The organism is Pseudomonas sp. NFIX28, assembly GCF_900107395.1.
GTDB lineage: Bacteria > Pseudomonadota > Gammaproteobacteria > Pseudomonadales > Pseudomonadaceae > Aquipseudomonas.
The window spans coordinates 20,684-47,008 of the sequence record NZ_FNPW01000026.1 but is presented as its reverse complement, the minus strand read 5'-3'; the positions used below and the strand labels follow the sequence as shown (position 1 = coordinate 47,008).

Sequence of the window (26,325 nt, the reverse complement as noted above, 5' to 3'; positions counted from 1 at the left end):
CTCACTGGAATAAGAATTACGCATATCCAAACACCTCAGATTTGGACGCCATCATAGCGCCCGATTGAGGTGTCCAGAATTATTAGGCCAGTTCACGGCAGCGGCTACAGGGAGCGGTGCAGATGGCCTGCCACGGTGACCCTGCAGGTCGGCAGGCGCATGGTGGCTAGGGCCAGTGCGGTGTCTGCTGGCTGAAGCTGGACGTATTGCTGCGAGCTTTGTGTAGCCGCTGCCGCAGGCTGCGATCGGTCGCGCAGCGGCCGTAACGATGCAGCGCGGTAGTGCTGGAAGACCTCGTTGCCAGGCTTGGCGGCTGCTGCGTCGGAGTGCCGCCCAACCCGATCGCAGGCTGCGCCAGCGGCTACAGGCCGCTCTCCTTAATCCGCGGGCGCGGCTATCTGTTTCCATTCCAGGCCGAAGCGCGCCAGGTATTTGCGCAGGCGGTCGGCGTCATTGGCTTGGGCCTTGGTCTGGCGGGACACGCCAAACAGCTTGCGCCCGGCATCGGAGAGGCTGTCGGCCTGGCGGCAGACCTCGACCACCGCCTGCAATTGCAGGCGGTCGAACAGGTCGAGCTCGGCCGTGTCGCCCAGCAGGGTGGCCAGCGGATCCTGCTCCTGGCTCAGGCCCCAGGCATAGCGCAGCCGCTCGATTTCTTCCTCGACCTGGGCTTCGTCGATGCGCCCGCTGTCGGCCAGGGTGGCCATGCGGGTGATGGACGCCGATAGCTCGCGGAAGTTGCCCAGCCACGCCGCCTCGCTGGAACTGGCAAACGCCAGGTAGCGCCGCCGCGCCTCGAGGTTGAAACGCACCAGGCGCCCTTGTTCGCGGGCGTGGCGCTCGAGTTCGAAATCGATGTTCGGCGCGATGTCTTCGCGCCGCCCGGCCAGCCCCGGCAGGTTGAAGGTCCAGAGGTTGATCCGCGCGTACAGGTCTTCGCGAAACAGGCCCTGGGCCACTCGGCCACGCAGGTCGCGGTGGGTGCCGGCGATGATCAGGAAGTCGCTGTCCACTTCCTTGTCCGAGCCCATGGGGAAGAAGCGTTTCTCCTCGATGGCCTTGAGCAGCATCGCCTGTTCATCGAGCCCCAGCTCGCCGATCTCGTCGAGAAACAACATGCCGCCATCCGCCGCCCGCAGCAGGCCGTCGCGGGCGTTCTGGGCGCCGGTGAACGCGCCCTTGATATGCCCGAACAGGGCCGACATGGCACCGTCGCCGCGCAGGGTGGCGCAGTTGACCTCGACAAAGCGCCCCTGGAGCTGATGCCGGCCGCGCTTGAGTTCGTAGATGCGCCGGGCCAGGAACGACTTGCCGGCGCCGGTGGGGCCGATCAGCAGCATCGGCGCCCGGGAGCGCACGGCCACGCGCTCGATCTGTTCGATGGAGCGGTTGAACGCGGCGTTGCGCGTGGCGATCCCGGACTTGAGGAAGGCCAGGCCCTCCAGGCGCTTGCCGGCGAAGCGCGAGGCGATGCGGTCGTAGCGCGACAGGTCGAGGTCGATCAGCGCGTGGGTGCCGGTGGCCTGTTCCTGGGGGTCGCGGCGCCGCGCCGGGGAGGTCTGGATCAGCCGCGCCGGCAGGTAGCGCGCCTCGGTCAGCAGGAACCAGCAGATCTGCGCCACGTGGGTCCCGGTGGTGATGTGCACCAGGTAATCCTCGCGCTCGGTGTCGAAGGGGTAGGCGCTGGTGAAATCATGCAGGGCGCCGTACACCTCTTCGAAATCCCAGGGGTTCTTCAGGCCCATGGGGTGCAGGCGCACCTCGGTTTCCGGGGACACCTGGCGAACATCGTTGGCCACCCGCTCGGCCAGGCTGACGTCCCGGGCGTCCAGGCCGTGGATCAGTTCCAGGCGATGGATCAGCACGTCCGGCTGCTGGCACAGGCCGACGCTGGGGCGCCAGTGGCTCCAGCGGTTGGCGCCCTTGCCGACGCGATCGAGGGTGGAACCGACAAAACCTATGGCGACCGTGGGCTTGCCCGACATGTTTATACCTGAAGATAAAAAACGATAGGCAAAGATATAAAATTATCAAAGCCGGTGTCGCGAAAACTTGCTCGATAAAATCGATATAAAAATAAAACCGTTATAAATCAAATAGTTAAAAAATAATTCAGCGCAAAAATCAAACCTGGCACAGCGGCTGCAATATCTCTGGCAACGAACAAGACAACAGAGCGAGACGCCAAGATGGCCAACTTCCAGCTGTTCAACACCCGACAGGCAGCCGCACCGGCGAGCGACACCCTGAACGCCGCCCAGGCCCCGGCCTATGCCTACAACGCCAAGCACCGCCTGGCTCAGCTGGCGGTGACCGGTTGCCTGAACTCGACCTTCTACGTCTCGCCTGAAGGTCAGCTGGACGCGGTGCTGCAACTGGTGAGCGAAGTCGACAGCCGTTTCGTCGCCCAGGCCGCTCGTTATGCTAGGCAGCAGGGTCATATGAAGGACATGCCGGCCTTGCTGCTGGCGGCGCTGACCGCGCAACGCTCGGCCCTGGTGCCGGAGCTGTTTGCCCAGGTGGTGGACAACGGCAAGATGCTGCGCAATTTCGTGCAGATCCTGCGCAGCGGGGCGACCGGGCGCAAATCCCTCGGCTCGCAGCCCAAGCGCCTGGTGCAGGGCTGGTTGAACAGCGCCACCGAGCGCCAGCTGTTGCAGGCGTCGGTGGGTAACCGGCCGTCGCTGGCGGACGTGGTCAAGATGGTTCACCCCAAGCCAAGCGAGGCCTGGCGCGCCGCCTTCTTCGCCTGGTTGCTTGGCAAGCCGGTGGATGCCCAGGCGCTGCCCGAGCTGACCCGCGCCTTGCTGGCCTTTCGCAGCGGCGCGACCACGGCGGTGCCGCAGGTGCCGTTCCAGTTGCTCGGCAACGAAACCCTGAGCCGCGAGCAATGGGCCGAGCAGGCGCGCAATATGGGCTGGCAGGGGCTGCGCATGAACCTCAACACCCTGGCCCGCCACGGCGCGTTCCAGGTGCCGGGTTGCACCGAGTATGTGGCGGCGCGGCTGGCCGATGCCGCCGAGGTGGCCAAGGCCCGGGTCTACCCGTACCAGTTGCTGGCGGCCTACCGCATGGCCGGGGACGAGGTGCCGCAGCCGGTGCGCGAGGCGTTGCAGGATGCCCTGGAGCTGTCGCTGGCCAACGTGCCGGCGCTGCAAGGCGCGGTGGTGGTGTGCCCGGATGTCTCGGGGTCGATGCACAGCCCGGTCACCGGTTATCGCCAGGGCGCGACCACGGCGGTGCGCTGCATCGATGTGGCGGCGCTGGTGGCGGCAGCGGTGTTGCGCAAGCAGCCGGCGGCGCGGGTCATGCCGTTCGAGGTCGGGGTGGTGGATATCCGCCTCAATCCTCGGGACAGCGTGATGAGCAACGCACAGAAGCTGGCGGCCATCGGCGGTGGCGGGACCAACTGCTCGGCGCCCCTGGCCCAATTGGCCAACGCCAAGTGCAAGGTGGACACCTTGATCCTGGTCTCGGACAACGAGTCGTGGATCGACGCGCGGCGCCACGGCGCCACCGAGACACTGCGCCAGTGGGAGCGGATCAAGGCCATCAACCCGCAGGCGCGGCTGGTGTGCATCGATATGCAACCCGGGGCCACCACCCAGGCGCCGGACCGCGAGGACATCCTCAACGTCGGCGGCTTCAGTGACGCGGTGTTCGATGTGATCGAGCAGTTCACCGCGGGCCACTACGGTGCGCGGCACTGGGTCGAGGCGATCGAGGCGATGGCGCCTTGATCGGCAAGGCATGAGATAAACCGTGCGCCGCTCACCCGGCGCACGCCGAAGATTTTTTATTCATAGGCCCTGAATGCCGCTGTGACTACATCCAAAGACGTCCCAGCAAATCTTGTCAGGGCCTGTGAAGGCACGAATGCCAGTGGCTGTACATCATGGTTATGCCGGTTCGATTCCGGCTATCAGTCACTTCTTTTGTCGTGCCACCTTTTTTGCAATTTCAGCGACGAATGCCGATGGAACTACATCCCGGATTCGTGATGCGGGTTCGAGTCCCGCCGGGGCCTGAAAAGGCGCCGTAGTTCAAAGGTCAGAACACGAGTGACTGTTTCATCGACCCTTGTCGTCGCCCGCAGGCCCTGCCTGCACCGATTGACCCGGCGAATGCCGGTGGAACTACAGGACAGCGTGGTCGCGGGTTCGATTCCCGCCAACCGCAAGGGGCTAGCTCAGTGGTAGAGCGCGCTGCATGTTCCGCCTTCACTGGTCGCCGTTTTATGCCGGAGCACCGGTAACCGAACAAGGCCGAACCTTCGGCACAGAAGAGTCAGGAACATGGAACACAAAACCTATCAACTGCTGGAAGTCGCCAACGGCAAGCCGATCAAGATGTGGACCGAGGGCGTGCCGGTGGAAAGCGAAGCCCGGCAGCAACTGATGAACACCGCCAAGATGCCGTTCATCTTCAAGCACCTGGCGGTGATGCCCGACGTGCACCTGGGCAAGGGCTCGACCATCGGCAGCGTGATCCCCACCCTGGGCGCTATCATCCCGGCGGCGGTCGGGGTGGATATCGGCTGCGGCATGATCGCCGCCCGCACCTCGCTGACGGCCGACGACCTGCCGGATAACCTGCACGGCCTGCGCAGCGCCATCGAGCAGGCGGTGCCCCACGGCCGCACCTCGCCGCGCAGCGGTCGCGACAAGGGTGCCTGGGGCGACGTGCCGCGCCAGGCCGACCACGCCTGGGCCGCCTTGCAGCCGCGCTTCAAGGCGATCACCGACAAGTACCCGGCGCTGGCCAACAGCAACAACCGCCAGCACCTGGGCACCCTCGGCGGCGGCAACCACTTCATCGAGGTCTGCCTGGACGAGGCCAACCGCGTCTGGTTCATGCTCCACAGCGGTTCCCGTGGCGTGGGCAACGCCATCGGCAACCTGTTCATCCACCTGGCCCAGGCGGACATGCGCCAGCACATCGCCAACCTGCCGGACCGCGACCTGGCCTACTTCGAGGAAGGCAGCCAGCACTTCGACGACTACGTCGAGGCGGTGGCCTGGGCCCAGGACTTCGCCCGGCACAACCGCGAGCTGATGATGCAACTGGTGATCCAGGCCACGCGCAAGGTGCTCGGCAAGCCCTTCGAGGTGGCGCTGGAGGCTGTCAACTGCCACCACAACTACGTGCAGAAGGAACGCCACTTCGGTGAAGAGGTGCTGGTGACGCGCAAGGGCGCGGTGTCGGCGAAGAAGGGCGAGCTGGGGATCATCCCGGGGTCGATGGGCGCCAAGAGCTTCATCGTTCGCGGGCTGGGCAACGAGGAGGCGTTCTGCTCCTGCAGCCACGGTGCCGGGCGCACCATGAGCCGCACCAAGGCCAAGAACACCTTCACCCTGGCCGACCAGATCCGCGCCACCGCCCATGTGGAGTGCCGCAAGGACACCGCGGTGATCGATGAAATACCGATGGCCTACAAGGACATCGACCAAGTCATGCACGCCCAGCGCGAGCTGGTGGAAGTGCTGCACACCCTGCGTCAGGTGGTGTGCGTCAAAGGGTAGGAAAAATGCACGACAAGGAAGCAGCGGTACAGGTCCCGCCCAGCTGGCATTACCAGCTGAGCGACTATGAAGCCCGTCGGGTGCGGGAAGTGCTGGAGGCACAAGACGCGCACGGCGCCTGGCTGGAACTGAGCCGCTTCGGCAATGGGTTCGTGCGGCAGGCGGCGGTGCGTGGATTGTCCGCGCAGCCATCGGCAGAGGCTTTGGCGGCGCTGCTGGAGCGCCTCAACGATTGGGTGCCCCAGGTGCGCCAGGAAGCGGCCATGGCCGTCGAGGTGTATTGGGCGCCGGAGCACGCCGGGTTGCTGTTGCAGACCCTGGCACCGTTGCTGGCCCTTACCAGCAAGCAGCGGGCCGACCACGGCGCGACTCTGGAGCGGGCCACCGCGGTATTGCAACTGGCCCAGGTGCGCGACGAAGTGCAAGGGGCCTTTGGCGATTGCCGGGGCAAGGCCGCGCGCTTTGTCTTCGAGCTGTTGCTCAAGGGCGTCGAGGACCGGCCGGCGCTGCTGGCCATGGCGCTGCGCCACCCCGAGGTCAGCGTGCGGCAGATGGCGGTGGATGCCTGCGCCATCTGCCCGACGAGCAGGCGGTGCCTTTGCTGGAAAAGGTGATGCGCAGCTGTGGCGCCAGTGTGCGGGTCAAGGCCTTGCGGCTGCTGTTGTCACGCTTGGCCGATTGTCGCGGGTACCTGGCGCAGGCCCTGCTCGACCCTTCGGGGGCCTTGCGTTGCCTGGCCCATTGGGCCGCGCCACAGCATGGGCTGGACCCGCGGCAAGTGCTGCTGGCCCGGTTGCAGCAGCCGGCTCCAGGCAACAAGCGCCAGTGGCTGGGCCTGCTGGGGTTGGTCAGGGAGCTGCAGGAGCCACGGGCCGACGCCATGCTGCAACAGGCCCTGGCCTCCAAGGCGCTGAGCGTGCGCCTGCTGGCCCTGCAAGCCCTTGGCGAGCGTGGCCTGGCCCAGCAGCTGGCGGCCCTGGACGATCCGTCGGACAAGGTCTTCAACTGCGCCCTCGGCTTGCTGCGCGAGCAACCCTGGGCGGCGTTCGAAGAGGCCCTGGAACAGCGTCTGGACCAGCACTGGCATGCGTTGCCGAAGGCTCGGCGCTGGGCCTTGCTGGGGCTCAAGCCGGGCTGGCGCCAGTTGCAATACCTGCTGCATCGCCTGGACCAGGCCGGCAGCGAAGCCGCTTATTGGCGCGAGGCCCTGGCCCGTTGGTGCGATTCCCGCTACGCGATGTTCGACCCGGTGACCCCCAAGCCTGTGCGAGAAGCACTGGCGCAGCGCTTGCAAGCGCTGGAGGAGGCCGGTGAAGTGCCTCGTGGATCGCTCAAGCGCCTGTTGTGAATACCGATGTACAAGGCGATCAGGCCAGCGCTGAGGTGCTGGCGATCGTCGATTGAACAGGACAAGCAATCATGCAATTCAATGAACGCTACCCGTTGAGCAGCGCCATGCGCGCGCGGGTACTGGACGAGCTGGCGCGGATCGAGCGCGAGCGCAATGTGCAGGTGCTGTATGCCTGCGAATCGGGGAGCCGGGCCTGGGGCTTTGCCTCTACCGACAGTGACTACGACGTGCGTTTCGTCTATGTGGAGAAGCCCGAATGGTTCATCCAGGTGGACGTCGGGCGGGACGTGATCGAACGTCCGCTGGACGACGAGCTGGACATCAGCGGCTGGGAATTGCGCAAGACCCTCGGCTTGCTGCGCAAATCCAACCCGACCCTGCTGGAATGGCTGGATTCGCCCCTGGTGTATCGCAGCGAGCCGGCGGCCGCCGCGCGCCTGCGAGAGCTGGTGGAGGCCTTCTACAGCCCGCCGGCGGCACGCAGCCATTACCTGTCGATGGCCAGGAAGAACTTTCGCGGCTACCTGCAAGGCGACAGCGTGCGGTTCAAGAAGTATTTCTACGTGCTCCGGCCGTTGCTGGCGGTGCGCTGGATCGATCAGGGACGCGGCCGACCGCCGATGACCCTGGCCGACTTGCTGAGCACCGTCGACCATCGGCCACTGCTGGACGAAGTGCATGAGTTGCTGGCCTTGAAGCGCAGCGCCGAGGAGTCTGCCTACGGGCCGCAGCGCCCGGCGCTGCACGCCTTTATCGCCGCCGAACTGGAGCGCCCGGTGCCCAAGCTGGCGCGCACCCATCAAGACAATGCTGTGCTGGACGCCTACTTGCGAGACAGCGTCCGGCGTTATGCCTGAGGAATGTGATGAAACAGGATGTCATCGAACTGGACGGCGCCATTGGCGGCGGCCAGGTCCTGCGCAGTGCCCTGAGCCTGTCGATGCTTACCGGCAAGCCCCTGCGCATCCACAACATACGGGCCCGACGCAGTCGCCCGGGGCTGCTGCGCCAGCACCTGACCGCGGTGCTGGCGGCGGCGCAGGTCTGCGCGGCCAGGGTCTCGGGCGCCGAGCTGGGCTCCCGGGAGCTGACCTTCGAGCCGGGGCCGATTCGCGGCGGTGACTACCGCTTCGCCATCGGCACCGCCGGCAGCTGCACCCTGGTGTTGCAGACCCTGCTGCCAGCCTTGTTGCAAGCCCCGGAGCCCAGCCACCTGAGCATCAGCGGCGGCACCCACAACCCGCTGGCACCGCCGGTGGATTTCCTCCAGCAGGCTTGGTTGCCGCAACTGCGGCGCATGGGCGGGCAGGTGGACTTGCAGTTGCTGCGCCATGGTTTCGTTCCCGCTGGCGGCGGCGAGCTGCAGGCGATTATCCAGCCCTCGACCCTGCAACCGCTGCACCTGGAACAGCGTGGCGCATTGCTCGGGCGCCGGGCCTGGGTGCTGAATGCCGGCCTGCCCGAACACGTGGCGGAGCGCGAACTGCGCCGCGTCGGCAGCCGCCTGGAGCTGCCGCGGGAGCACTTGAGCGCGGTGCAGTTGGACGAACGATGCGGCCCGGGCAACGTGCTGTTGCTGGAGTTCGTCTTCGAGCACCTGACCGAGTTGTTCAGCGGTTTCGGCCAAAGCCGCTTGCGGGCCGAAAGCGTGGCCGATCGAGTCATCGACCAGGCCCGGGACTGGCTGGATTCCGGCGCCGCGGTGGCCGAGCACCTGGCCGACCAACTGCTGCTGCCCATGGCCCTGGCCGGCGGCGGAAGCTTTACCACGCCGCGCATGAGCGAGCACCTGCAAAGCAATATCCGGGTGATCGAGGCATTTTTGCCGGTGCGTATCGATTGCTCGAGCAGCGCCGCCAAGGTCCTGCATGTCGCGGTCTCAACCCCGCGCCACTAAACCCAATGTCCGCCTTGCCGGACCTGCGAACAGGAATGTATTGGATGAATATCACGAAAGTCTTTTTGCAGAAGAAACTGCGCCTCACCGAGCAACTGCTGCAGGGGTTCGATATTGCCAGTGATCTGGCGATTTACCGTCAGCAAACCACGATCAAGGATGGGGTCTCGCATGTCTATATCGATGCAAAAACCTATCACCCGACAATGCTCCGCAAGCCTCTGGACAGCCATGAGCATCTCTCGATGTTCCCCGTGGTGTTTGACTACCTGGACTTGGTGGTCGACCAGGGCTACGGGACGAGCAACAAGTTGTTCAAGGAGAAGCTGGAGATTTTCCGCAGCAAGAACCGGCAGCCTGATCCATTGCTCAGGCATATCGAAATCATGGTTTTCGATTACGCGATTGCGGTGCGCAACAAGCTGCTTCATCACCAGACCCGGTTTTCTGCCTGCGGCAAGTTCTTGCAGGTAAAACACGGGATGAAGCTGGAGATCGAGCACTTCGGGCTGCTCAATCGGCTGATCTATTGCCTGGTACGGCACATGCGGGCTCCCCAGCCGCTGAGCCTTTACCGGCGGGCGTTGCTGGTGAGCGCTTATCGCGTGGTGTTCGGGCATCTGGATCACAAATTGAACAGGCTGGTCGCCAGGGAGCCGCGGTTGCCGTCGATGAATCTCCAGCGGCCCCGGTATCTGTTCGACATGGTGCAAGAGAACATCGCCGAAGATGTGGTGATGTTCGATAAATTGGCGCACTTCCCCGACCCTAGCGGCTATCCCGACCACCAAGCCTTCGTCAAGGCGCATCCGGACCCTGACCGCAAGATCATGTATGGCAACCACACCTTTCGCCTGAGTTACCGCGGAACTGTCTTGCGTGTGCCGGCCGAGGCGATTCACCAGCATCCGGCGTATCGCCTCGCGGACTTCCAACACTGGACTGAACAACCCGCCTGAGCCATCAGTCAGATACAAGGCCAGTCAAGCGAGGGGACGATCATGTATCAACTTTATGGATCCCAGGGCTCCGGCTCGGCCATCGTCGAGATCGCCCTGGAGTGTTGTCAGGTGCCGTACCGCATCGTCGAAGCTTCGTCCTGGGAGCCCTCGCCCGGGGCCGACGAGCTGGCGCGGCTCAATCCGCTGAAACAGATCCCGACCCTGCTGCTACCGGACGGCAGTGTCCTGACCGAGAGTGCGGCGATCCTCATCGAGCTGGGCCTGCGCTATCCGCGTTCGGCGCTGCTGCCCGAGGATGAGGGCGCCCGGGCGCAGGCCATTCGCGGGTTGGTGTTTATCGCTGCCAATTGCTACTCGGCGATCGGCGTGATCGATTACCCGGAGCGCTGGCTGCAGGGCGCCGATGAAGCGCTGAAGGCGCGGTTGCGGGAGGGGGCCCAGGCGCGCCTGCACCGCAACTGGGAGGTGTTCGCCGATCAGTTCGCCACACAGCTGTACGCCAGCGGTTCACCCCTGGCGGCCCTGGATTTCCAGGCGGCGGTGGTGTCGCGCTGGTCCGGCACGCGCGAGCATCTGCGGCGCGAACGCCCCGAGTGTTGCGATCTGCTGGAGCGCATCGATCGCCACCCGCAGGTGGCCCAGGTGCTGGCGCGGCACTGGCCGGACTGAATACGGCAGGGCGCGAGGCAGCAAAAGCCGTCGATGGTTGGGCGCGAGGCTCTTATACTCGCCGGCTTTCTTCAGGCTCATGTTTCATTGCCTATCGCTCATCTGCCCACTTTCAAGAGGAACGCCCCCTTGGCCAACGAAACGGATCAGGATTTCTACAACCGCGCCGATGCCATCATCGAATTGGCCAACACCCATATCGGCGACAGCAGCCGCGGCAAGGCCAGTGCCTCGCTGATGTATGCCAACTCGCGGTTTGCCGCCTGGGTCAGCGCCTGCGGTTGCCGCAATGCCGAGGAACTGGCAGCGGCCAAGCAGCAGGCGGTGGAGTATTTCGTCGAGGAATTCCGCCTGATGCTGGAAGAGAACCTCACCGACTACATCGAGAATTTCTCGCGGTACATGAACCCCCAGCAAGACTGAATCCTTCCCCCCGACAGGCTTCACAGCCCAGCTGTGAAGCTGTCCCGGCACTCGGCTCCTGGCTCTTCGGAACATTGGCACTCCGCGGTTTTTTATAGCCTCGTGGCGTCTGCATCTGGCCGTGCATAGCGCTTTGATCTGAGGGCGACGGGGCCGCGGCAACCGCTGGTCCAGTTGTCTCCCGGGTGCCCCGGGAGCCGGCAAAGGCTCGACTACACTGCGCCTGCGGCAGGCAATCCAGGGGCGTCGAATATCCCTCCAGGATGAGCACGGTCATGAGTTGCCAAGGCATTGCTGCCTCTGCGGTTACACCAGGGAACCTACCAATCAGCAAGGAGTGCCAAACATGATCGTTCTTCCTCAACGTGTGATTGAAAACGGTACTGTCATCTCGCTACGCGGCGACTCGGGCAACTACATGTCGCGGATGGGGGCGACAGGGCTCGAACTCTCCAAGGGCGCCATCGACCAGTACTGCAAGTTCAGGGTCACCCTGATCCAGATCGGCAACGACAAGAAGCTGGCGTTGCAGGGCGACACCAACAAGTACATGTCGCGAATGGGGGCGACGGGGCTTGAACTGTCCAAGGACAGCATCGATCAGTACTGCCAGTTCTCCTATGCCATCGACACCGCCAGCGGGCAGATTTCCCTGCGTGGCGACAACGGCAAGTGGATGTCGCGCATGGGCGAGACCGGGCTTGAACTGTCCAAGGACGGCATCGATCGCTACAGCCAGTTCCTGGTGGTGGTCGAGGGCTAGCGCCAGGCGATACCCGGCGTCGGGGCAGGCTTTTTGATTGGCGTGGCCAGCACTCCAGCGGCTGGCCACGAAGTCCCGGCGTCGATCAAGGGGCGATGTCTGGAAGGGGGGGCAGGCAGATCGTCCCCCCGCTTACCTGTGACGTTGCGTCTCAGGCCCTTACAACCCCATCTCCAGTTCCAGCAGATCCGCCAGCGGCTGGCGGCGGCGGATCAGTTTCACCTGGCCATCCTCGAACAGCACCTCGGGCAGCAGCGGCCGGCTGTTGTAGTTGGAAGACATGCTGGCGCCATAGGCACCGGTGTCGTGGATCACCAGCAGGTCGCCGACCCGGGCCTGGGGCAGCGGCTGCGGGGTCAGGCTTTCGTCGTCCTGGGTGAAGATATCGCCGGACTCGCACAGCGGGCCACCGACCACGGTGGGCCGCAGTGGGCGCTGCACCGCCTGGCCGTTGGCGTCGATCAGGCTCATGGCGTGATAGGCGCCGTACATGGCCGGGCGCATCAGGTCGTTGAAGCCGGTATCGGCCAGCACGAAGTGATGGTTGCCGGCGTCTTTCACCACCCGCACTTCGCTGACCAGGCAACCGGCCTCGGCCACCAGGAAGCGCCCGGGCTCGATTTCCATGCGCACGCCGTGGCCGAGCCAGGCCTCGATTTCCTCGCGGGCCTGGCGCCAGGCATTGGCGTAGCGCCGCACATCCACCGGCTCGTCGCCGGCGCGATACGGCGTGGACAGCCCGCCGCCGATGGAGAAAGCCTCGATGTCGTGGTCCAGGGACTTGACCGCCGCCACCATGGCCGCGCCAACCTGCTCCAGGTGCCCGTAGTCCACGCCGGAACCGATGTGCATGTGCAGGCCCACCAGTTTCAGGCCGTACTGGCGGATCACCGCCAGGGCTTCGCCGACCTGTTCGTGCCAGATGCCGTGCTTGCTGTTTTCGCCGCCGGTGTTGGTCTTGCGGCTATGGCCGTGGCCGAAGCCCGGGTTGATCCGCAGCCACACGCGGTGGCCCGGGGACCGCTCGCCGAGTTGGCGCAGCATGTCGATGGAGCCGGCGTTGACCTCGATATTCAGCTCCACCACCCGTTGCAGGGTGGCGGTGTCGAACAGGTCGCAGGTGAAGACGATGCCGGCCGGATCGCCCGCCGGGCTGAACCCGGCCAGCAGCGCCCGCTCGATTTCCCCCAGGGACACCGCGTCCACCCGCACCCCGGCCTCGCGGATCAGGCGCAGCACCTGCAGATTGGAGCAGGCTTTCTGCGCGTAACGCACCACGTCGAAGGCCTTCAGTTGCTGGATGCGCACCTTGATGGTCCGCGCGTCGTAGCACCAAAGCGGGGTGCCGTACTGGCGGGCGGCGGCGGTCAGTTGCTCGGGGGAAAAGGGAATGGCCATGGCAATCGTCTGTGGGCGAGGAAAGAGGCCTGCATGATGCCGAGGGCGAGGTATTCAATAAAATATCTATTCTTTGTATCTCGATTCAGTTTTGATATGGGCTGTTTAAAGCCCAACGCTGAATCAAGGAGCCGGCCATGGACATTTCCCTGCGCCATATCGAGGTGTTCCGCGCCATCATGCAGGCCGGCAGCGTCACCGGCGCGGCGCGCCTGCTGTTCACCTCGCAACCCACGGTCAGCCGCGAGCTGGCGCGGCTGGAGAGCCTGTCCGGGCTGAGCCTGTTCGATCGCGAGGGCGGGCGCCTGCTGCCGACCGCCCAGGCCATGCTGTTGCTGGAGGAAGTGGAGCGGGCCTATGTCGGCCTGGAGCGGATCAACAGCGTGGCGCAGTCGATCCGCCGCTTCGAGCACGGCCAGTTGAGCCTGACCTGCCTGCCGCTGTTTTCCCAGACCCTGCTGCCGCGGGTGTGCAAGCGCTTCCAGGAGCAGCACGCCGGCATCGGCCTGAGCATCACCGCCCAGGAATCGCCCCTGCTGGAAGAATCCCTCAGCGCCCAGCGCCACGACCTGGGCCTGACCGAAAGCGAGCACTTGCCGCGGGGCACCCAGGGCGAGCTGCTGTTCTGCGCCGACATGGTGTGCATCCTGCCGGAAGGGCACCCGCTGCTGGCCAAGCCGCTGCTGCACAGCGAAGACTTTCGCGCGGTGGATTTCATCAACCTGTCAGGCCTGGACATTTATCGTCAGACCCTCGACGAGCACTTTCGCCAGGCTGGCATCGACCGTCGGGTGGTGGTCGAAACCACCAATGCCGCGTCGGTCTGCGCCATGGTGCGCCAGCAACTGGGGGTGGCGATCATCAACCCGCTGAGCGCCATGGAAGAGGCGGGCAGGGGCCTGGCGATCCGGCCGATCCAGCTGTCGGTGCCGTACCGGGTCATGCTGATTCGCCCGGACTACCGGCCTTCGTCGATTTTCGTCGAGGCCTTCTGTGCGTCCCTGAAGCAGGAGGCGACGGCCCTGGCCTCTGCCCTCGAACGTCGGCTGCGGCGCGACTAAGGCAGGCGCCACGGCCGTTACCGGCCTAGGCTTGGAGCAACCGGATCCTTGGTACACCTTGGGAGATGCCTGTCATGTCGGGACCTGCAACGAGCGAATCCGGCAAGCCCCTGAGCGGCGGCATCCCGCGTACCGTCTGGGCGCTGGGCTTCGTCAGCCTGTTCATGGACGTGTCGTCCGAGCTGGTGCACAGCCTGTTGCCGCTGTACATGGTCGGCACCCTGGGCATCAGCATGCTGGTGGTCGGGCTTATCGAGGGCGTGGCCGAAGCCACGGCGCTGGTGGTGAAAGTCTTTTCCGGCGCGCTCAGCGACTTTATCGGCCGGCGCAAGGGGCTCCTGCTGGTGGGCTATGGCTTGGCGGCGCTGACCAAGCCGCTGTTCCCCCTGGCGAGTTCGGCGGAATTGGTGTTCAGCGCGCGCCTGCTGGACCGCATCGGCAAGGGCATTCGCGGGGCGCCACGGGACGCCTTGGTGGCGGACGTGGCCCCGGCACAAATCCGCGGCGCCTGTTTTGGCCTGCGCCAGTCGCTGGACACCGTGGGGGCGTTCCTCGGCCCGATCCTGGCCATCGGCCTGATGCTCTGGCTGGCCAACGATATCGCCCAGGTCCTGTGGCTGGCGGTGATCCCGGCGGCGCTGTCCGTGGCCTTGCTGATCTTCGCCATCCGCGAACCCGAGCACGCCCCCGGCCCCCGGCATTTCCGCTCGCCGTTGCGGCTGGCCTCGCTGCGGCGCTTTTCCCGGCATTACTGGTGGGTGGTGGCCATCGGCGCGGCCTTCACCCTGGCCCGTTTCAGCGAGGCGTTCCTGGTGCTGCGGGCCCAGCAACTGGGCTTCTCCGCCGCCTGGGTGCCGCTGGTGATGGTGGTCATGGCCGGCTTCTACATGGTCTCGGCTTATCCGGTCGGCAAATGGTCGGACAGCATCAACCGCAGCGCCTTGCTCAGCGTCGGGCTGCTGTTGCTGATCCTCGCCGACCTGGTGCTGGCCTATGCCGACTCGGTGCCGCTGGTGCTGCTTGGCGTCGCCCTGTGGGGCCTGCACATGGGGTTCAGCCAGGGCATCCTCGCCGCCCTGGTGGCCGACACCACGCCCGCCGGCCTCAAGGGCACGGCCTTTGGCGTGTTCAACCTGCTGAGCGGATTCGCCCTGCTGCTGGCCAGCGTGATCGCCGGCTGGCTGTGGCAGGTCCATGGCGCGGCGTTGACCTTCTACGCCGGAGCGGGCTTTGCGGCCCTGTCGTTGCTGTTGCTGATGGCCAAGCCGAGAACCCACTGACGGCGCCCGGGTTGTCGCCGGGTGCCGTTCGAGCGGCTAACCAGAACCGCCGGGCTGATTGGCCGAGAGGCTCCAGATCATGGAGCTGAGGATGCCCAGGTCGAGCAGCAGGGCTTGCGAGCGCAGGGCCTTGCGCAAGGACGGGTAGTCGGCCTGGGTCGCCTTGAAGCTGGACCTTTCCAGCAGATGGATGTGCCGGGTCATCACGGTGACAGCCAACTCGGCGAGCTGCTTTTCGGTGCCGGGCACGGCAATGTCCAGCTCCTTCAAGCGGGCCTGGAAGCTGGACAGTATTTCTTTTTCGCGGTCATCCCGAGGCTGGTAGACGATCTTGCGGTTGGCGGCGGTCTCGCTGACTTTCTTGAACAGCGCGACCGACTCGTTGAAATGCTCCAGGGCCACGGCCTTGGCCTCGGTGGCGTGCAGCGTATCCCGCAGTGCGAGGTACATCAGCACTTCGTGGAATTTCTGGATGCCCCGGTGCAGCTCGGCGCCGGCGCTGGCCGAAATCTTCTCGAGTTCCTTTCTGTCTGCGTCGAAGGAGGGGCCGGCCGCCGCCTGGAGGCTGGACAGGCCCGCCAGGACCAGCAACGAGCCCGCGCAGAGCAGGCATTTGATCAGGCGCATGTTCCGCTCCTCATGATCGGGTCGATGAAGGATGCAGGGGGCTTGGGCTTTCCAGTTCCGGTGCACGGCCCTTACGGCACAAGGCGCCGGGCTTTCGACGTCGACCGACAACCGCCCGCGGCCCGGCCCTGGCTGTTTCAGCCGTGAGCCAGTGGGCGTGGGTGGGTGGAAAACAGGACCTCGCCAGCTGCATGAGTTGAATGTAGCTGACGGTTTGGCGGCTGCCGCAAAATGAACCCGGCGCACGGTGAGTGCGCCGGGTGTGTTGCCGGCTGGCCAGCGGATGTCGTGGGTCCGAAGGCCTGCCGTGGAACGCGGTACGGGCGGGGGGTTAGCGCTCGATGGCCAGGGCCACGCCCTGGCCGCCGCCGATGCACAGGGTCGCCAGGCCTTTCTTGGCGTCGCGCTTGAGCATCTCGTGCAGCAGGGTCACCAGCACCCGACAGCCCGAGGCGCCGATCGGGTGGCCGAGGGCGATGGCGCCGCCGTTGACGTTGACCTTGCTCGCGTCCCAGCCCAATTCCTTGCCCACCGACAGCGCCTGGGCGGCGAAGGCTTCGTTGGCTTCGATCAGGTCCAGTTGCTCCAGCGACCAGCCGGCCTTGTCCAGGCAGCGGCGGGTGGCCGACACCGGGCCGATGCCCATGATCGCCGGGTCGACGCCGGCGTTGGCGTAGGCGGCGATCTTCGCCAGCACCGGCAGGCCCAGGGCCTGGGCTTTGGCGGCGCTCATCAGGATCACCGCGGCGGCGCCGTCGTTCAGCGACGAGGCGTTGCCGGCGGTGACCGTGCCGTCCTTCTTGAAGGCCGGCTTGAGCTTGCCCAGGGCTTCGGCGGTGGTGCCGGCGCGCGGCTGCTCGTCGGTGGCGAAGGCCACGGGTTCGCCCTTGCGCTGGGGAATCAGGATCGGCGTGATCTCGTCGACGAAACGCCCGCCTTCGATGGCGGCCACGGCTTTTTGCTGCGAGGCGGCGGCAAAGGCGTCCTGGGCTTCGCGGCTGATGGCGTACTTGTCCACCAGGTTCTCGGCGGTGATGCCCATGTGGTAGTCGTTGAAGGCGTCCCACAGGCCATCGCTGATCATGCTGTCGACGATCTGGCCGTGGCCCATGCGCAGGCCGGTGCGGGCGCCGGGCAGCACGTAGTTGGCCAGGCTCATGTTTTCCTGGCCGCCGGCGATGATCACCTCGGCGTCGCCGCAGCGGATCGCCTGGGCGCCCAGGTGCAGGGCCTTGAGGCCGGAGCCGCAGACCTTGTTCAGGGTCAGCGCCGGCACGGCGTGGGGCAGGCCGGCCTTGATCGCGGCCTGGCGCGCCGGGTTCTGCCCGGCGCCGGCGGTGAGCACCTGGCCCATGATCACTTCATCGACCTGGGCGCCGTCCAGGCCGGTCTGGGCGAGCAATTGGCGGATCACCGCAGCGCCCAGGTCGACCGCGGGAATGTTCGCCAGCGAACCCTGGAAACTGCCGACCGCAGTGCGGGTGGCGGCAACGATTACGACGTCTTGCATGGTCTGGTTGCTCCTCAGGCGAACTGCATTTCAGGCACGTGGGCCGGCACGATCAGCTTGCCGGCGGTCTTGCTGACGATTTCCTCGACGCTCACGCCCGGGGCGCGCTCCTTGAGGATGAACGCGCCGTTCTCGATCTCCAGGTAGGCCAGGTCGGTCAGCACGCGCTTGATGCAGTTGGCGCCGGTCAGCGGCAGGCTGCAGCGCGACAGCAGTTTCGACTCGCCGTCTTTCGAGGCGTGGGTCATGGTGACGATGATGTTTTCCGCGCCGGCCACCAGGTCCATGGCGCCGCCCATGCCCTTGACCAGCTTGCCGGGGATCATCCACGAGGCGATGTTGCCCAGCACGTCGACCTCGAAGGCACCGAGCACGGTGAGGTCGATATGGCCGCCGCGGATCATCGCGAAGGATTCGGCGGAAGAGAAAATCGACGCGCCGATGCGCGCGGTGACGGTCTGCTTGCCGGCGTTGATCATGTCCGCATCGACTTCGTCGTCGGTGGGGAAGGCGCCCATGCCGAGCAGGCCGTTTTCCGATTGCAGCATCACTTCCATGCCGTCGGGGATGTAGTTGGCCACCAGGGTCGGAATGCCGATGCCGAGGTTCACATAGAAGCCGTCCTGCAGTTCGCGGGCGACGCGTTGAGCCATTTGTTCGCGGGTAAGAGCCATTTTTTATTCTCCGTCAGTCGTTGGGCGGGCGATTACTTGCGCACGGTGCGCTGTTCGATGCGTTTTTCGAACGTGCCGCAAATGATCCGGTCGACGTAGATGCCGGGGGTGTGGATCTGCGTCGGGTCCAGCTCGCCCGGCTCGACGATCTCTTCGACCTCGACCACGGTGATCTTGCCGGCGGTGGCCGCCAGCGGGTTGAAGTTCTGGGCGGTGTGGCGGTAGACCACGTTGCCGAAGTGGTCGGCTTTCCAGCCTTTGACGATGGCGAAGTCGCCGGTGATGGACTCTTCCATCAGGTAGGCGCGACCGTTGAATTCACGGGTTTCCTTGCCGTCGGCGACCGGGGTGCCGACGCCGGTGGCGGTGAAGAAGGCCGGGATGCCGGCGCCGCCCGCGCGCATTTTCTCGGCCAGGGTGCCTTGCGGGGTCAGCACCACTTCGATTTCGCCGCTCAGCAGCTGTTTCTCGAACAGCGCATTTTCACCGACGTAGGAGGCGACCACCTTGCTGATCTGCCGGTCTTCCAGCAGCACGCCGAGGCCGAAACCGTCGACGCCGCAGTTGTTGGAGACCACGGTCAGGTCACGGGTGCCGCGACGCTTGATCTCGGCGATCAGGTTTTCCGGAATGCCGCACAGGCCGAAGCCGCCGGAGATCACGGTCATGCCATCCTTGAGGCCTTCGAGGGCTTCCTCGTAGGACGCCACGCGCTTGTCGAAACCTGCCATCTGCACATCCTCTTGTTATTGGTATTTGCGTTGCCAGCCGGCTGGCTGGCCGTATGAAGAGAGTGAGCCGCAGTGTTGCGCCGGAGGATTGATTTGTTAAGTTGATTTTTAAGGTTGATTAATAGATAAAACTCAATAGTCGATTCCGAGGGACAACCCATGACCGTCAAACAGATCCGCGCCTTCCTGGCCGTGGCCCAGAGCCTGAGTTTCGCCGTGGCCTGCGAGCGCCTGCACCTGTCGCAGTCGGCCCTGAGCCTGACCATCAAGGCCCTGGAGGACGGCCTGGGCGGGCGCCTGTTCAGCCGCAACACGCGCAACGTCGCCCTGACCCCGGAAGGCGAGGCCCTGGTGCCGCTGGCGCGCCGCTTGATCGCCGACTGGGACAACGCCGAGGACGAGTTGCGCCAGCGCTTCACCCTGCAACGCGGGCGGGTGACCCTGGCGGCCATGCCGTCCTTTGCCGGCAACCTGCTGCCGCCGATTCTCAAGACCTTTCGCGCGCGCTACCCGCAGGTCAACGTCACGGTCAACGACGTGATCAACGAGCAGGTGCTGGAAATGGTCCGCGACCGCCAGGTGGAGTTGGGGGTGGCCTTCGAGCCGCAGCAAAGCGCGTCGCTGCAATTCACCCCGCTGTACATCGACCGCTTCGTCGCCGTGGTGCCCAGCGATTCCCCGCTGGCGGAACTGCAGGACATCGACTGGCAGTCGCTGCTGGAGCAGCCTTTTATCACCCTGCAACGGCCGTCCACGGTGCGGGTGATGCTCGAAGAGCACCTGCGGGCGCGGGAGATGAAACTGCCGGTGGAATTCGAAAGCCATCAGCTGGCGACAGTGGGGCGCATGGTCGCCAGCGGCCTGGGGGTGAGCGCGGTGCCGGCCCTGTGCGCCGGGCAGATGCGCGAGCTGGGCGCGCGCTGCATCACCCTGCGCGACCCGGTGGTGGAACGCGCCGTTGGCGTGCTGACCAACCCCGGGCACGAACTGTCGAGCGCGGCCCAGGCGCTGTTCGACATTTTGCGCGGCGCCGGCCTGGCCGAACGCTTGTCGGGGGTTGCCTAGGAGGTCAGGCGCTCGGCCAGCAACGGCAACAGCTGTTCGCAGGAGGCGGCGATCTTCAGGTCCAGCAGCTCATCGGCGCGGGTCTTGCCGAAGTTGATGGCGACCAGTAGCTTGCCCTGTGCGGCCATGGCCTTGCACAGGCGAAAGGCCGAATAAGCCATCAGCGACGAGCCCACCACCAGCAGGCCGGCGGCCTGCTCGACACTCTGCATGGCCTTGGTCGCGGTGGCCTGGGCCACGTTTTCGCCGAAAAACACCACGTCCGGTTTCAAGCGTTCGCCGTCGCAATGGGGGCAGCGCGGCACCTGGAAGCGTTCTTCGAGGGCCGGGTCGAGCAAGGTGTCGCCGTCGGGGGCCTGCACCGCGTCGACCCCGGCCAGGTAGGGGTTATGCAGTTCCAGCAGGTGCTGGATCGCCTGCCGCTCGCTGCGTTGGCTGCAATCGAGGCAGACCACCCGGTGCAGGCTGCCGTGCAGTTCGATCACGTCGCGGCTGCCGGCCTGGTCGTGCAGGGTGTCGACGTTCTGGGTGATCACGCCGGCGATCTTCTGCCGCGCCTGCAAATGCGCCAGGGCCTCGTGGGCCGCGTTCGGCCGGGCCTGGCGGATCCGCGGCCAGCCGAGCATGGCCCGCGCCCAATAGCGGCGCCGGGCCTTGGGTTCGGCCAGGAACTCCTGGTACATCATCGGTTGCTGGCCGCGCCGCACGCCGTCGTTGTCGCGGTAGTCGGGAATTCCCGAAGGGGTGCTGATGCCGGCGCCGGTGAGGACCATGAAGGGGCGCTCGGCCATCAGGCGTTGCAACTGTTCCAGAGGGTTGTCCAGGGTGTCGGTCATGTGCGTCCTCGTACTCTGGCGGTGGCGCTGCGGACCGCAGCGAGGCCATACCTTGTGCCTGACGAGGAGTTTAGACAAGGGCGCGGGAGCTGGACGGTTTTGCTGCCGTCCAGCGTCCCGGGGAGGCTATTCAGGAGGCGTGTGGGTTGTCGTCCTGGGGTTCTTCGCTGTCTTGCTCTTGCCCCGGCAGTTCGGTGATGACGCTGAAGTCACTGACTTCCACCGCGCCCAGGCCGTAGCCCAGCAGGTGGAAGGAGAAGGCCTTGCGCGATTCCGGGTTGGCGAAGCTGAAGTCCATTTCCAGCGGCTGGTCGGGAGTCACCAGCATTTCTTCCGGCAGGCCCAGGGCCACGTCCTGCTCGCGCTCCTTGCCCTTGAGCAGGATGTAGGCGTTCTGCTGCGGGTCGGCCGAGCGCACGGTGAAGCGCACGCGGGTCAGCGAGCCCTTGGGCATTTCCAGGTACTGCGCGCCGATCAGGTTGTCGGCCCAGTCGTCCTTGATTTGCGCTTGCAGCGGAATGATCGCCGGGCTGCCGAACTGGTAGCGCAGGTTCAGCGGCGATTGCAGCAGGGTGCGGTCCAGGCCTTCGGCGCGGGCGCTGATCTGGCGCGCCCGCAGGCCGCCGTATTGGCCCTTGAAGGTGGCGCTGTCGGCGATGAAGCCGGTGCTGGCGTAGTAGCGGCAACGCTGCTGGAAGTCGCACTCGGTCAGGGTGCCCTGGCCATCGTGATAACGCAGCTTGCCGTTGGTGTAGGACATGATTTCCCGGCCCAGGGCGTAGTCGCGAAACAGCGAACGGCCGCTGAGGCTGTCCGGCACCTGGAAGCCGAAATAATCCAGCACCGAGGCGCTCAGGTCGACATGGCCGTAGGTCCCCGACTTGAGCCGGGGCAGTTGCGCCTGCTCCGGGGCGAGCATCAGGTTGAAGCCCCAGGACGAGGCCAGGCGCACGCCATCGATGCCGTGGGATTCGTCCGAGGTAATCACCACCAGGGTGTCCTTGAGCACGCCCTGTTGCTCCAGTTGGTTCATGAACTGGCCGATGGCATCGTCCAGGTAGGCGACGGCGGCCTGCTTGGGAGTGTCGAAGCGGTTGAGGTAGTCCTCGGGCGCGGAGTAGGGCTGGTGGGTGCCGACGGTCAGCAGGGTGAGCATCCACGGCTGCTTCTGTTTTTTCAGCTGGCCGACATAGTCCAGCGCGCCTTCGAAGAAGGCCTTGTCGTCCTTGCCCCAGGGGAATTCCAGGTAGTTGGCGTTGCTGAACCACTCCAGGCCGTGGGTCGAGTCGAAGCCGATGTGCGGCATGATCTTGTCTTTGGCCATGAAGCGCAGGCCGGCGCCTTGCAGGTAGTGGGTGGTAAAGCCCTGCTTGCGCAACTGCGCCGGCAGGCAGGCCTGGTTGCGCTGGTCCTGGGTCAGCAGCTCGATGCCCTTGGGCGTGCCATTGTCGAGCTTGTCGTAGTCGCCGCAGAGCATGGCGTACAGGCCACGGATGGTCTGGTGGCTGTGCAGGACATAATCCGGGGTGTTCATGCCGCGTTCGGCCCAGGCGCTGAGCTTGGGCATCAGGTTGTCCTGATAGCGGCTGTGCAGGGCCTGGCGGTTGGTGCCGAGGTAGGCGCCGGGAATGCCTTCCAGGGCGATCACCAGCACGTTGCGTGCCTGGCCCGGGGCGGCCAGCAGCGGCTCGCCATCGAGGTCGAGCTGGGTCAGGCCGGCCATCTGCACCGGCAGCTCGGGCACGTCGTCTTCCAGCCATTGCTCCAACTGCACCTGGCCCTGGCCGGCCGTGGCGGCGAGTAGCTGGTGCGGCAGGTTGAACAGGCGCCATTGATCGGCTTCGCTGGGGTTCAGGTACTGCACGCCGCCATGGGCCAGCCACAGCAACGCCGGGGCGCTCCAGGCATGGCGCGGCAGGCGCGGGGCGGGCGTGCCGCGGGCGGTCCATTGCACCGCCAGCCAGATTGCCAGCGCGGACAGCAGCAGCGCCGCGACCCAGGGGTGGGCCAGGCCGCCGCCGGTGGAGTTGCCGACAAATTGCGGGTCGAACAGGTAATGCAGGTCGCCGGCGTTGGGCAGCCGGCCCACGGCGCTGACCAGCTCGGCGCTGGCGATGCCCAGCAGGCACCACACCAGCAGCACCGGCAAGGCCAGCCACCAGGGGCGGCGGTACAGCAGCACGGTCAACAGGCTAGCGGTGCCGAGGTCCGAGAGATAACCCAGGGGATCGGACCAGCCGAGCAGCGCGCGCGCCGCCAGCGGCACAAGCAGCACCAGGCCGAGCAGTGCGCCGAGGGGCGCCAGGGGATGATGGAAAACACGCCGGATGAAATTCACAAGAAACCTGCCAGTCATTAAATCGTCATGCAAATGTGCGCCATGGTAGCAAGGGTCGGCGCCCAGGCGGGCTTCTTGCGGGGCGCAATGGCTGGATAAGCGGGGCGGCAATCGCCCGGGCCGGCGTGCAGCGCGGTAATGCCGGGCCTTGTGGGCGCGGGGGCAGCGCGAAGGTCGCGCGTGGATTTACTGTTTCAGGTTGTTAAAAGGCTGCCGTTTCGCGGCCAGGCGTTTTTCAGCTGGCCCACTTGATGACCAGCCGGGCAAAAAACGCGCCGCTGACGATCACCGCGAACAGGCGCAGGGTCTGCATGGCCAGCACCAGGCCGACATCGGCGTGGCTGTCCACCGCAATGATGGTCATGGAGTCCAGGCCGCCGGGGCTGGTGGCGAGGTAGACCGAGAGGAAATCCTTGTCCAGCCAGTGCGCCAGCAGCCAGGCCGACAGCGCGCAGAGCGCGATCAGCAGCACCGCGCCGAAGACCATCGCCGGCAGCCGGGCCCACACGTAGCGCACGGTCGGCCGGTCGAAGCGCAGGCCGATGTAGCAGCCGATGGCGCCGTAGGCCAGGGCCAGCAGCCACTCGGGCAGGGTGATGTGCAGCAGCCCGGAGATCTGCAGCGCGCCGCCGATCAGCAGCGGCACCAGCAAGGCCCCGGCCGGCAACCGCGAACCGAGCAGCACGCCGAGGACGATGGTGCCCAGGGTCAGGCCGAGGTTGAGCAGGGTGAAGGTCTGCAGGGCCGCTTCGGCGCCGGGGGCCTGGCTGCCGCCGGCCGGGGCGCCGATCCAGTGGCTGGCCAGGGCGCCGATCATCACCACGCAGACCACCCGCACGTACTGCATGGTGGCCACCACCCGCGAGTCGGCGCCACAGTCGTCGGCCATCGCGACCATGGCCGAGGCCGCTCCCGGTGCGGTGCCCCAGGCCGCGGTGCTCGGGGGCAGGCCGCCGAGGCGTACCAGCGCCAGGCCGACCAGGGCGCTGAGGCAGACGGTGAGCAGGGTGGCGAACAGCATCACGTGCCAGGACTGGGCCATCGAGGCCAGCACGGCCATGCTCATGGAGTGGGCGGCCAGCACCCCGACCGAGCCCTGGCCGAGGCGGAAGGCCTGGCGCGGTACGCGAATGCTGGCGCCGCTGACGCCGAAACCGATGGCCACCAGCATCGGTCCGAGAAATTGCCCCGCGGGCACCTGGAAATATTTCAGCGACTGCCCGGCGGCGCCCGCCAGGATCAGCAGCGCCAGCCATTGCCAGGCAAGGGGCCAGGTGGACAGGGATAAAGGCGAGAAACGAGGCAAGGGCATTCTCCTGCGCGCTGGCCGTTCCTGTTGCGGGACCGTTGCTACCAGCGCTTCGGAGCAAATTATTGATAGCGCAATTGATCAAGTCCAGTTTCTAATTGTGATCAACCAATAACTCTGGTTTATCGATTATGGACCTGCGCGACCTGACTTATTTCGAAACCATCGCCGAGCTCGGCCACCTCGGGCGTGCCGCGCAGAAGCTCAACCGCAGCCAGCCGGCGCTGACCAAAAGCATCCAGCGCCTGGAGGAATCCTTCGGCACCAAGCTGTTCGAGCGCGACGGGCGGCGGATCAAGCTGACGGCGGTGGGCCAGTTGCTGCAACAGCGCGCCCGGCAGTTGCAGCAGAACATCGCCGAGACCCATCGCGAGGTGCGCGACTTCGCCAGTGGCGTGCTCGGCAACATCCGCCTGGGCTGCGCCGCCAGCATGGCCGAGCACCTGCTGCCGCAAATGACCGCGACGCTGCTGGAGCGCGCCCCGGACATCACCCTCAAGCTGGCGATCGGCCAGGACGACATGCTGCGCGAGTCCCTGCGTTCGGGACGCCTGGACATGGTGATTTGCCCGCTGTCCGAGGGCGACCCGCACCTGAGCCACCACACTCTGTTCGAAGACCAGGCCGTGGTGGTGGCCAGCCGCGAGCATCCGGTGTTCGACACGCCGATGCGCCTGCAAGACCTGTGCAACTACCGCTGGGTGCTGCCGGGAACCGGGGTCTCGGCCCGCCGCTGGATCGACAACGTGTTCCAGAGTCACCAACTGCCGTTGCCGTCGGTGCAGATCGAGACCAACACCATCTCCCTGCTGCCGCGGCTGATCGCCAAGACCGGGCTGCTGAGCTTCCTGGCCCGGGAAACCCTGGACGACTTCAAGGGCATCGCCCACCTGCGCGAAGTGCCGCTGGCGCAAACCCGCATGCATCGCAGCATCGTGGTCCTGGTGCGCAGCGAGGGCTATCTGTCGCCGGCGGCCCAGTTGCTTTTGGATTTGCTCAAGCGCGATGGGCGGCAGTTCTTCACTGCGGGTTGAACATTGCTGGTAACGGACTGAACGCTGGGCGCAGCAGGGCACCGCTCGATTGCTCGCGATAGCTGCAAGGCCGGCGATCAATGCGCGACATCAGGTAAACCGCATGCACAGGTTTTGCGACCGCCATGCGGCCGATCGCGAACAAGCTTCGCTCCTACAGAAAAGAGCGGGGCGGGGAGGTAGCCGCCCAGAGGCGACTACCGTGCGGTGGCTTATTCGCCGCGAATGTATTGCTCCAGCTGGCGGATCAGGTCGGCCTGTTCGGCGATGGCTTCCTTGACCAGGTCGCCGATCGACAGCAGCCCCAGCAACTGGCCGTCTTCCACCACCGGCAGGTGCCGCAGATGGCTGTCGGTCATGATGCCCATGCAGGTTTCCACGCTCTGGTGCGAGTCCACGGTGATCACCGGCGAACTCATGATCGCGCTGACCGGCGTGCCCACCGAGGAGCGGCCGTGCAGCACCAGTTTGCGCGCGTAATCGCGTTCGCTGATGACCCCGACCACTTCGCCGTTCTGCAGCACGGGCAGGGCGCCGACGTTCTTCTCGGCCATCAGCATCAGTGCCTCGAGCACCATCTGGTGGGGCGCGATGGTGTGCACTTGCTGGTTGTGTTTGGCCTTCAACTTCAGTACTTCAGCGACGCTCTTCATGGGGCGCTCCTGTTGTTTTGCCCGAGGCGGCCTGGCGCCGCCTCGAGGGTCTCTACAGAATCGTAGAGAGTGAACGAAGGGGCAAGGTTGAAAGCGGCACCCATAGACGGAAAAACGTCACTGAATCGTTTCTTCCCGGAAAACGCCCATTACCGGGCGCGCCCTGTAGCCGCTGCCGAGCCCGCGAGGCTGCGATAAGGCCCGCAGGGCCTTCATGGGGCT

At 65.6% G+C, this 26,325-nt stretch carries 25 protein-coding genes; 14 read left to right on the top strand and 11 right to left on the bottom strand.

The genetic code is table 11. The features are described 5' to 3' along the window. Positions 1-377: 377 nt before the first annotated feature. Positions 378-1,985 carry an RNA repair transcriptional activator RtcR gene (gene rtcR / locus BLV20_RS29870; protein ID WP_092305957.1) on the bottom strand — a complete coding sequence of 536 codons (1,608 nt, stop codon included), beginning with the start codon at positions 1,983-1,985 and terminating at the stop codon, positions 378-380. 204 nt (positions 1,986-2,189) lie between these two features. Between rtcR and BLV20_RS29865 the strand changes: the two genes are divergently transcribed. From BLV20_RS29865 to BLV20_RS29825, 10 genes are all read left to right on the top strand, one after another. Next, a complete protein-coding gene (locus BLV20_RS29865; RefSeq protein ID WP_092305956.1) occupies positions 2,190-3,740 on the top strand; it encodes an RNA-binding protein in 1,551 nt (516 codons plus the stop codon). A 555-nt stretch (positions 3,741-4,295) separates the two neighbouring features. Continuing rightward, the gene (locus tag BLV20_RS29860) at positions 4,296-5,522 is read left to right on the top strand and encodes an RtcB family protein (protein WP_092305955.1); all 1,227 of its coding nucleotides are present in this window, start codon (positions 4,296-4,298) and stop codon (positions 5,520-5,522) included. 5 nt (positions 5,523-5,527) lie between these two features. Beyond that, positions 5,528-6,136: a HEAT repeat domain-containing protein gene (locus BLV20_RS31855; protein WP_256577915.1), complete on the top strand. Its 609-nt coding sequence runs from the start codon at positions 5,528-5,530 to the stop codon at positions 6,134-6,136. Continuing rightward, positions 6,136-6,870, top strand: coding sequence for a hypothetical protein (locus tag BLV20_RS31850; protein WP_256577914.1), 735 nt, complete (start codon positions 6,136-6,138; stop codon positions 6,868-6,870). Before BLV20_RS31855 ends, BLV20_RS31850 begins: the two co-directional genes overlap by 1 nt. Before the next feature lie 71 nt (positions 6,871-6,941). After that, on the top strand, positions 6,942-7,730 hold the full coding sequence (locus BLV20_RS29850) for a nucleotidyltransferase domain-containing protein (protein WP_092305954.1): 789 nt from the start codon (positions 6,942-6,944) through the stop codon (positions 7,728-7,730). An 8-nt stretch (positions 7,731-7,738) separates the two neighbouring features. After that, entirely contained in the window at positions 7,739-8,770 is a 1,032-nt protein-coding gene (rtcA, locus tag BLV20_RS29845) for an RNA 3'-terminal phosphate cyclase (protein ID WP_092305953.1), read from the top strand. A 44-nt stretch (positions 8,771-8,814) separates the two neighbouring features. Beyond that, positions 8,815-9,729 (top strand): hypothetical protein, encoded by a 915-nt coding sequence (locus BLV20_RS29840; protein WP_092305952.1) that lies wholly within the window; start codon positions 8,815-8,817, stop codon positions 9,727-9,729. 42 nt (positions 9,730-9,771) lie between these two features. Continuing rightward, a complete protein-coding gene (locus tag BLV20_RS29835) occupies positions 9,772-10,401 on the top strand; it encodes a glutathione S-transferase family protein (RefSeq protein ID WP_092305951.1) in 630 nt (209 codons plus the stop codon). A gap of 129 nt (positions 10,402-10,530) precedes the next feature. After that, positions 10,531-10,824, top strand: coding sequence for a DUF3144 domain-containing protein (locus tag BLV20_RS29830; protein WP_092305950.1), 294 nt, complete (start codon positions 10,531-10,533; stop codon positions 10,822-10,824). 346 nt (positions 10,825-11,170) lie between these two features. After that, positions 11,171-11,587 (top strand): fascin domain-containing protein, encoded by a 417-nt coding sequence (locus tag BLV20_RS29825; RefSeq protein WP_092305949.1) that lies wholly within the window; start codon positions 11,171-11,173, stop codon positions 11,585-11,587. 159 nt (positions 11,588-11,746) lie between these two features. Here BLV20_RS29825 and lysA read toward each other — a convergent pair whose 3' ends face one another. After that, the gene (lysA, locus tag BLV20_RS29820) at positions 11,747-12,985 is read right to left on the bottom strand and encodes a diaminopimelate decarboxylase (RefSeq protein WP_092305948.1); all 1,239 of its coding nucleotides are present in this window, start codon (positions 12,983-12,985) and stop codon (positions 11,747-11,749) included. A 137-nt stretch (positions 12,986-13,122) separates the two neighbouring features. On the opposite strand from lysA, the gene BLV20_RS29815 reads away from it, so the two are divergent. Next, a complete protein-coding gene (locus tag BLV20_RS29815; RefSeq protein ID WP_092305947.1) occupies positions 13,123-14,046 on the top strand; it encodes a LysR family transcriptional regulator in 924 nt (307 codons plus the stop codon). A 74-nt stretch (positions 14,047-14,120) separates the two neighbouring features. Continuing rightward, the gene (locus tag BLV20_RS29810; protein WP_092305946.1) at positions 14,121-15,326 is read left to right on the top strand and encodes an MFS transporter; all 1,206 of its coding nucleotides are present in this window, start codon (positions 14,121-14,123) and stop codon (positions 15,324-15,326) included. 36 nt (positions 15,327-15,362) lie between these two features. Here the strand turns inward: BLV20_RS29810 and BLV20_RS29805 are convergent, their stop codons facing one another. From BLV20_RS29805 to BLV20_RS29790, 4 genes are all read right to left on the bottom strand, one after another. Next, positions 15,363-15,953: a hypothetical protein gene (locus BLV20_RS29805; protein ID WP_092305945.1), complete on the bottom strand. Its 591-nt coding sequence runs from the start codon at positions 15,951-15,953 to the stop codon at positions 15,363-15,365. Positions 15,954-16,284: 331 nt separating this feature from the next. Then, on the bottom strand, positions 16,285-17,463 hold the full coding sequence (locus tag BLV20_RS29800) for an acetyl-CoA C-acetyltransferase (protein ID WP_092305944.1): 1,179 nt from the start codon (positions 17,461-17,463) through the stop codon (positions 16,285-16,287). 14 nt (positions 17,464-17,477) lie between these two features. Beyond that, positions 17,478-18,137 carry a CoA transferase subunit B gene (locus BLV20_RS29795; RefSeq protein ID WP_092305943.1) on the bottom strand — a complete coding sequence of 220 codons (660 nt, stop codon included), beginning with the start codon at positions 18,135-18,137 and terminating at the stop codon, positions 17,478-17,480. A 32-nt stretch (positions 18,138-18,169) separates the two neighbouring features. Next, the gene (locus tag BLV20_RS29790) at positions 18,170-18,868 is read right to left on the bottom strand and encodes a CoA transferase subunit A (protein ID WP_007920583.1); all 699 of its coding nucleotides are present in this window, start codon (positions 18,866-18,868) and stop codon (positions 18,170-18,172) included. A gap of 159 nt (positions 18,869-19,027) precedes the next feature. Here BLV20_RS29790 and BLV20_RS29785 point away from each other — a divergent pair, with 159 nt between their 5' ends. Further along, positions 19,028-19,933 carry a LysR family transcriptional regulator gene (locus tag BLV20_RS29785; RefSeq protein ID WP_092305942.1) on the top strand — a complete coding sequence of 302 codons (906 nt, stop codon included), beginning with the start codon at positions 19,028-19,030 and terminating at the stop codon, positions 19,931-19,933. Here BLV20_RS29785 and BLV20_RS29780 read toward each other — a convergent pair. The 3 genes from BLV20_RS29780 to BLV20_RS29770 form a co-directional block, all read right to left on the bottom strand. Next, on the bottom strand, positions 19,930-20,769 hold the full coding sequence (locus tag BLV20_RS29780; protein WP_092305941.1) for an NAD-dependent protein deacetylase: 840 nt from the start codon (positions 20,767-20,769) through the stop codon (positions 19,930-19,932). The two genes, BLV20_RS29785 and BLV20_RS29780, sit on opposite strands and share 4 nt — an antisense overlap. A gap of 130 nt (positions 20,770-20,899) precedes the next feature. Continuing rightward, positions 20,900-23,125 (bottom strand): LTA synthase family protein, encoded by a 2,226-nt coding sequence (locus BLV20_RS29775; RefSeq protein WP_092305940.1) that lies wholly within the window; start codon positions 23,123-23,125, stop codon positions 20,900-20,902. A gap of 217 nt (positions 23,126-23,342) precedes the next feature. Beyond that, complete coding sequence (locus BLV20_RS29770) at positions 23,343-24,419, bottom strand: AbrB family transcriptional regulator (RefSeq protein WP_092305939.1); 1,077 nt, start codon at positions 24,417-24,419, stop codon at positions 23,343-23,345. Positions 24,420-24,547: 128 nt separating this feature from the next. On the opposite strand from BLV20_RS29770, the gene BLV20_RS29765 reads away from it, so the two are divergent. Further along, positions 24,548-25,450: a LysR family transcriptional regulator gene (locus BLV20_RS29765; protein WP_092305938.1), complete on the top strand. Its 903-nt coding sequence runs from the start codon at positions 24,548-24,550 to the stop codon at positions 25,448-25,450. Here the strand turns inward: BLV20_RS29765 and BLV20_RS31530 are convergent. Together BLV20_RS31530 and BLV20_RS29760 are read right to left on the bottom strand one after the other, a co-directional pair. Next, the gene (locus BLV20_RS31530) at positions 25,437-25,595 is read right to left on the bottom strand and encodes a hypothetical protein (protein ID WP_175540284.1); all 159 of its coding nucleotides are present in this window, start codon (positions 25,593-25,595) and stop codon (positions 25,437-25,439) included. The genes BLV20_RS29765 and BLV20_RS31530 overlap by 14 nt on opposite strands. A gap of 67 nt (positions 25,596-25,662) precedes the next feature. Further along, the gene (locus BLV20_RS29760; RefSeq protein ID WP_023968774.1) at positions 25,663-26,103 is read right to left on the bottom strand and encodes a CBS domain-containing protein; all 441 of its coding nucleotides are present in this window, start codon (positions 26,101-26,103) and stop codon (positions 25,663-25,665) included. Between the last annotated feature and the right edge of the window lie 222 nt (positions 26,104-26,325).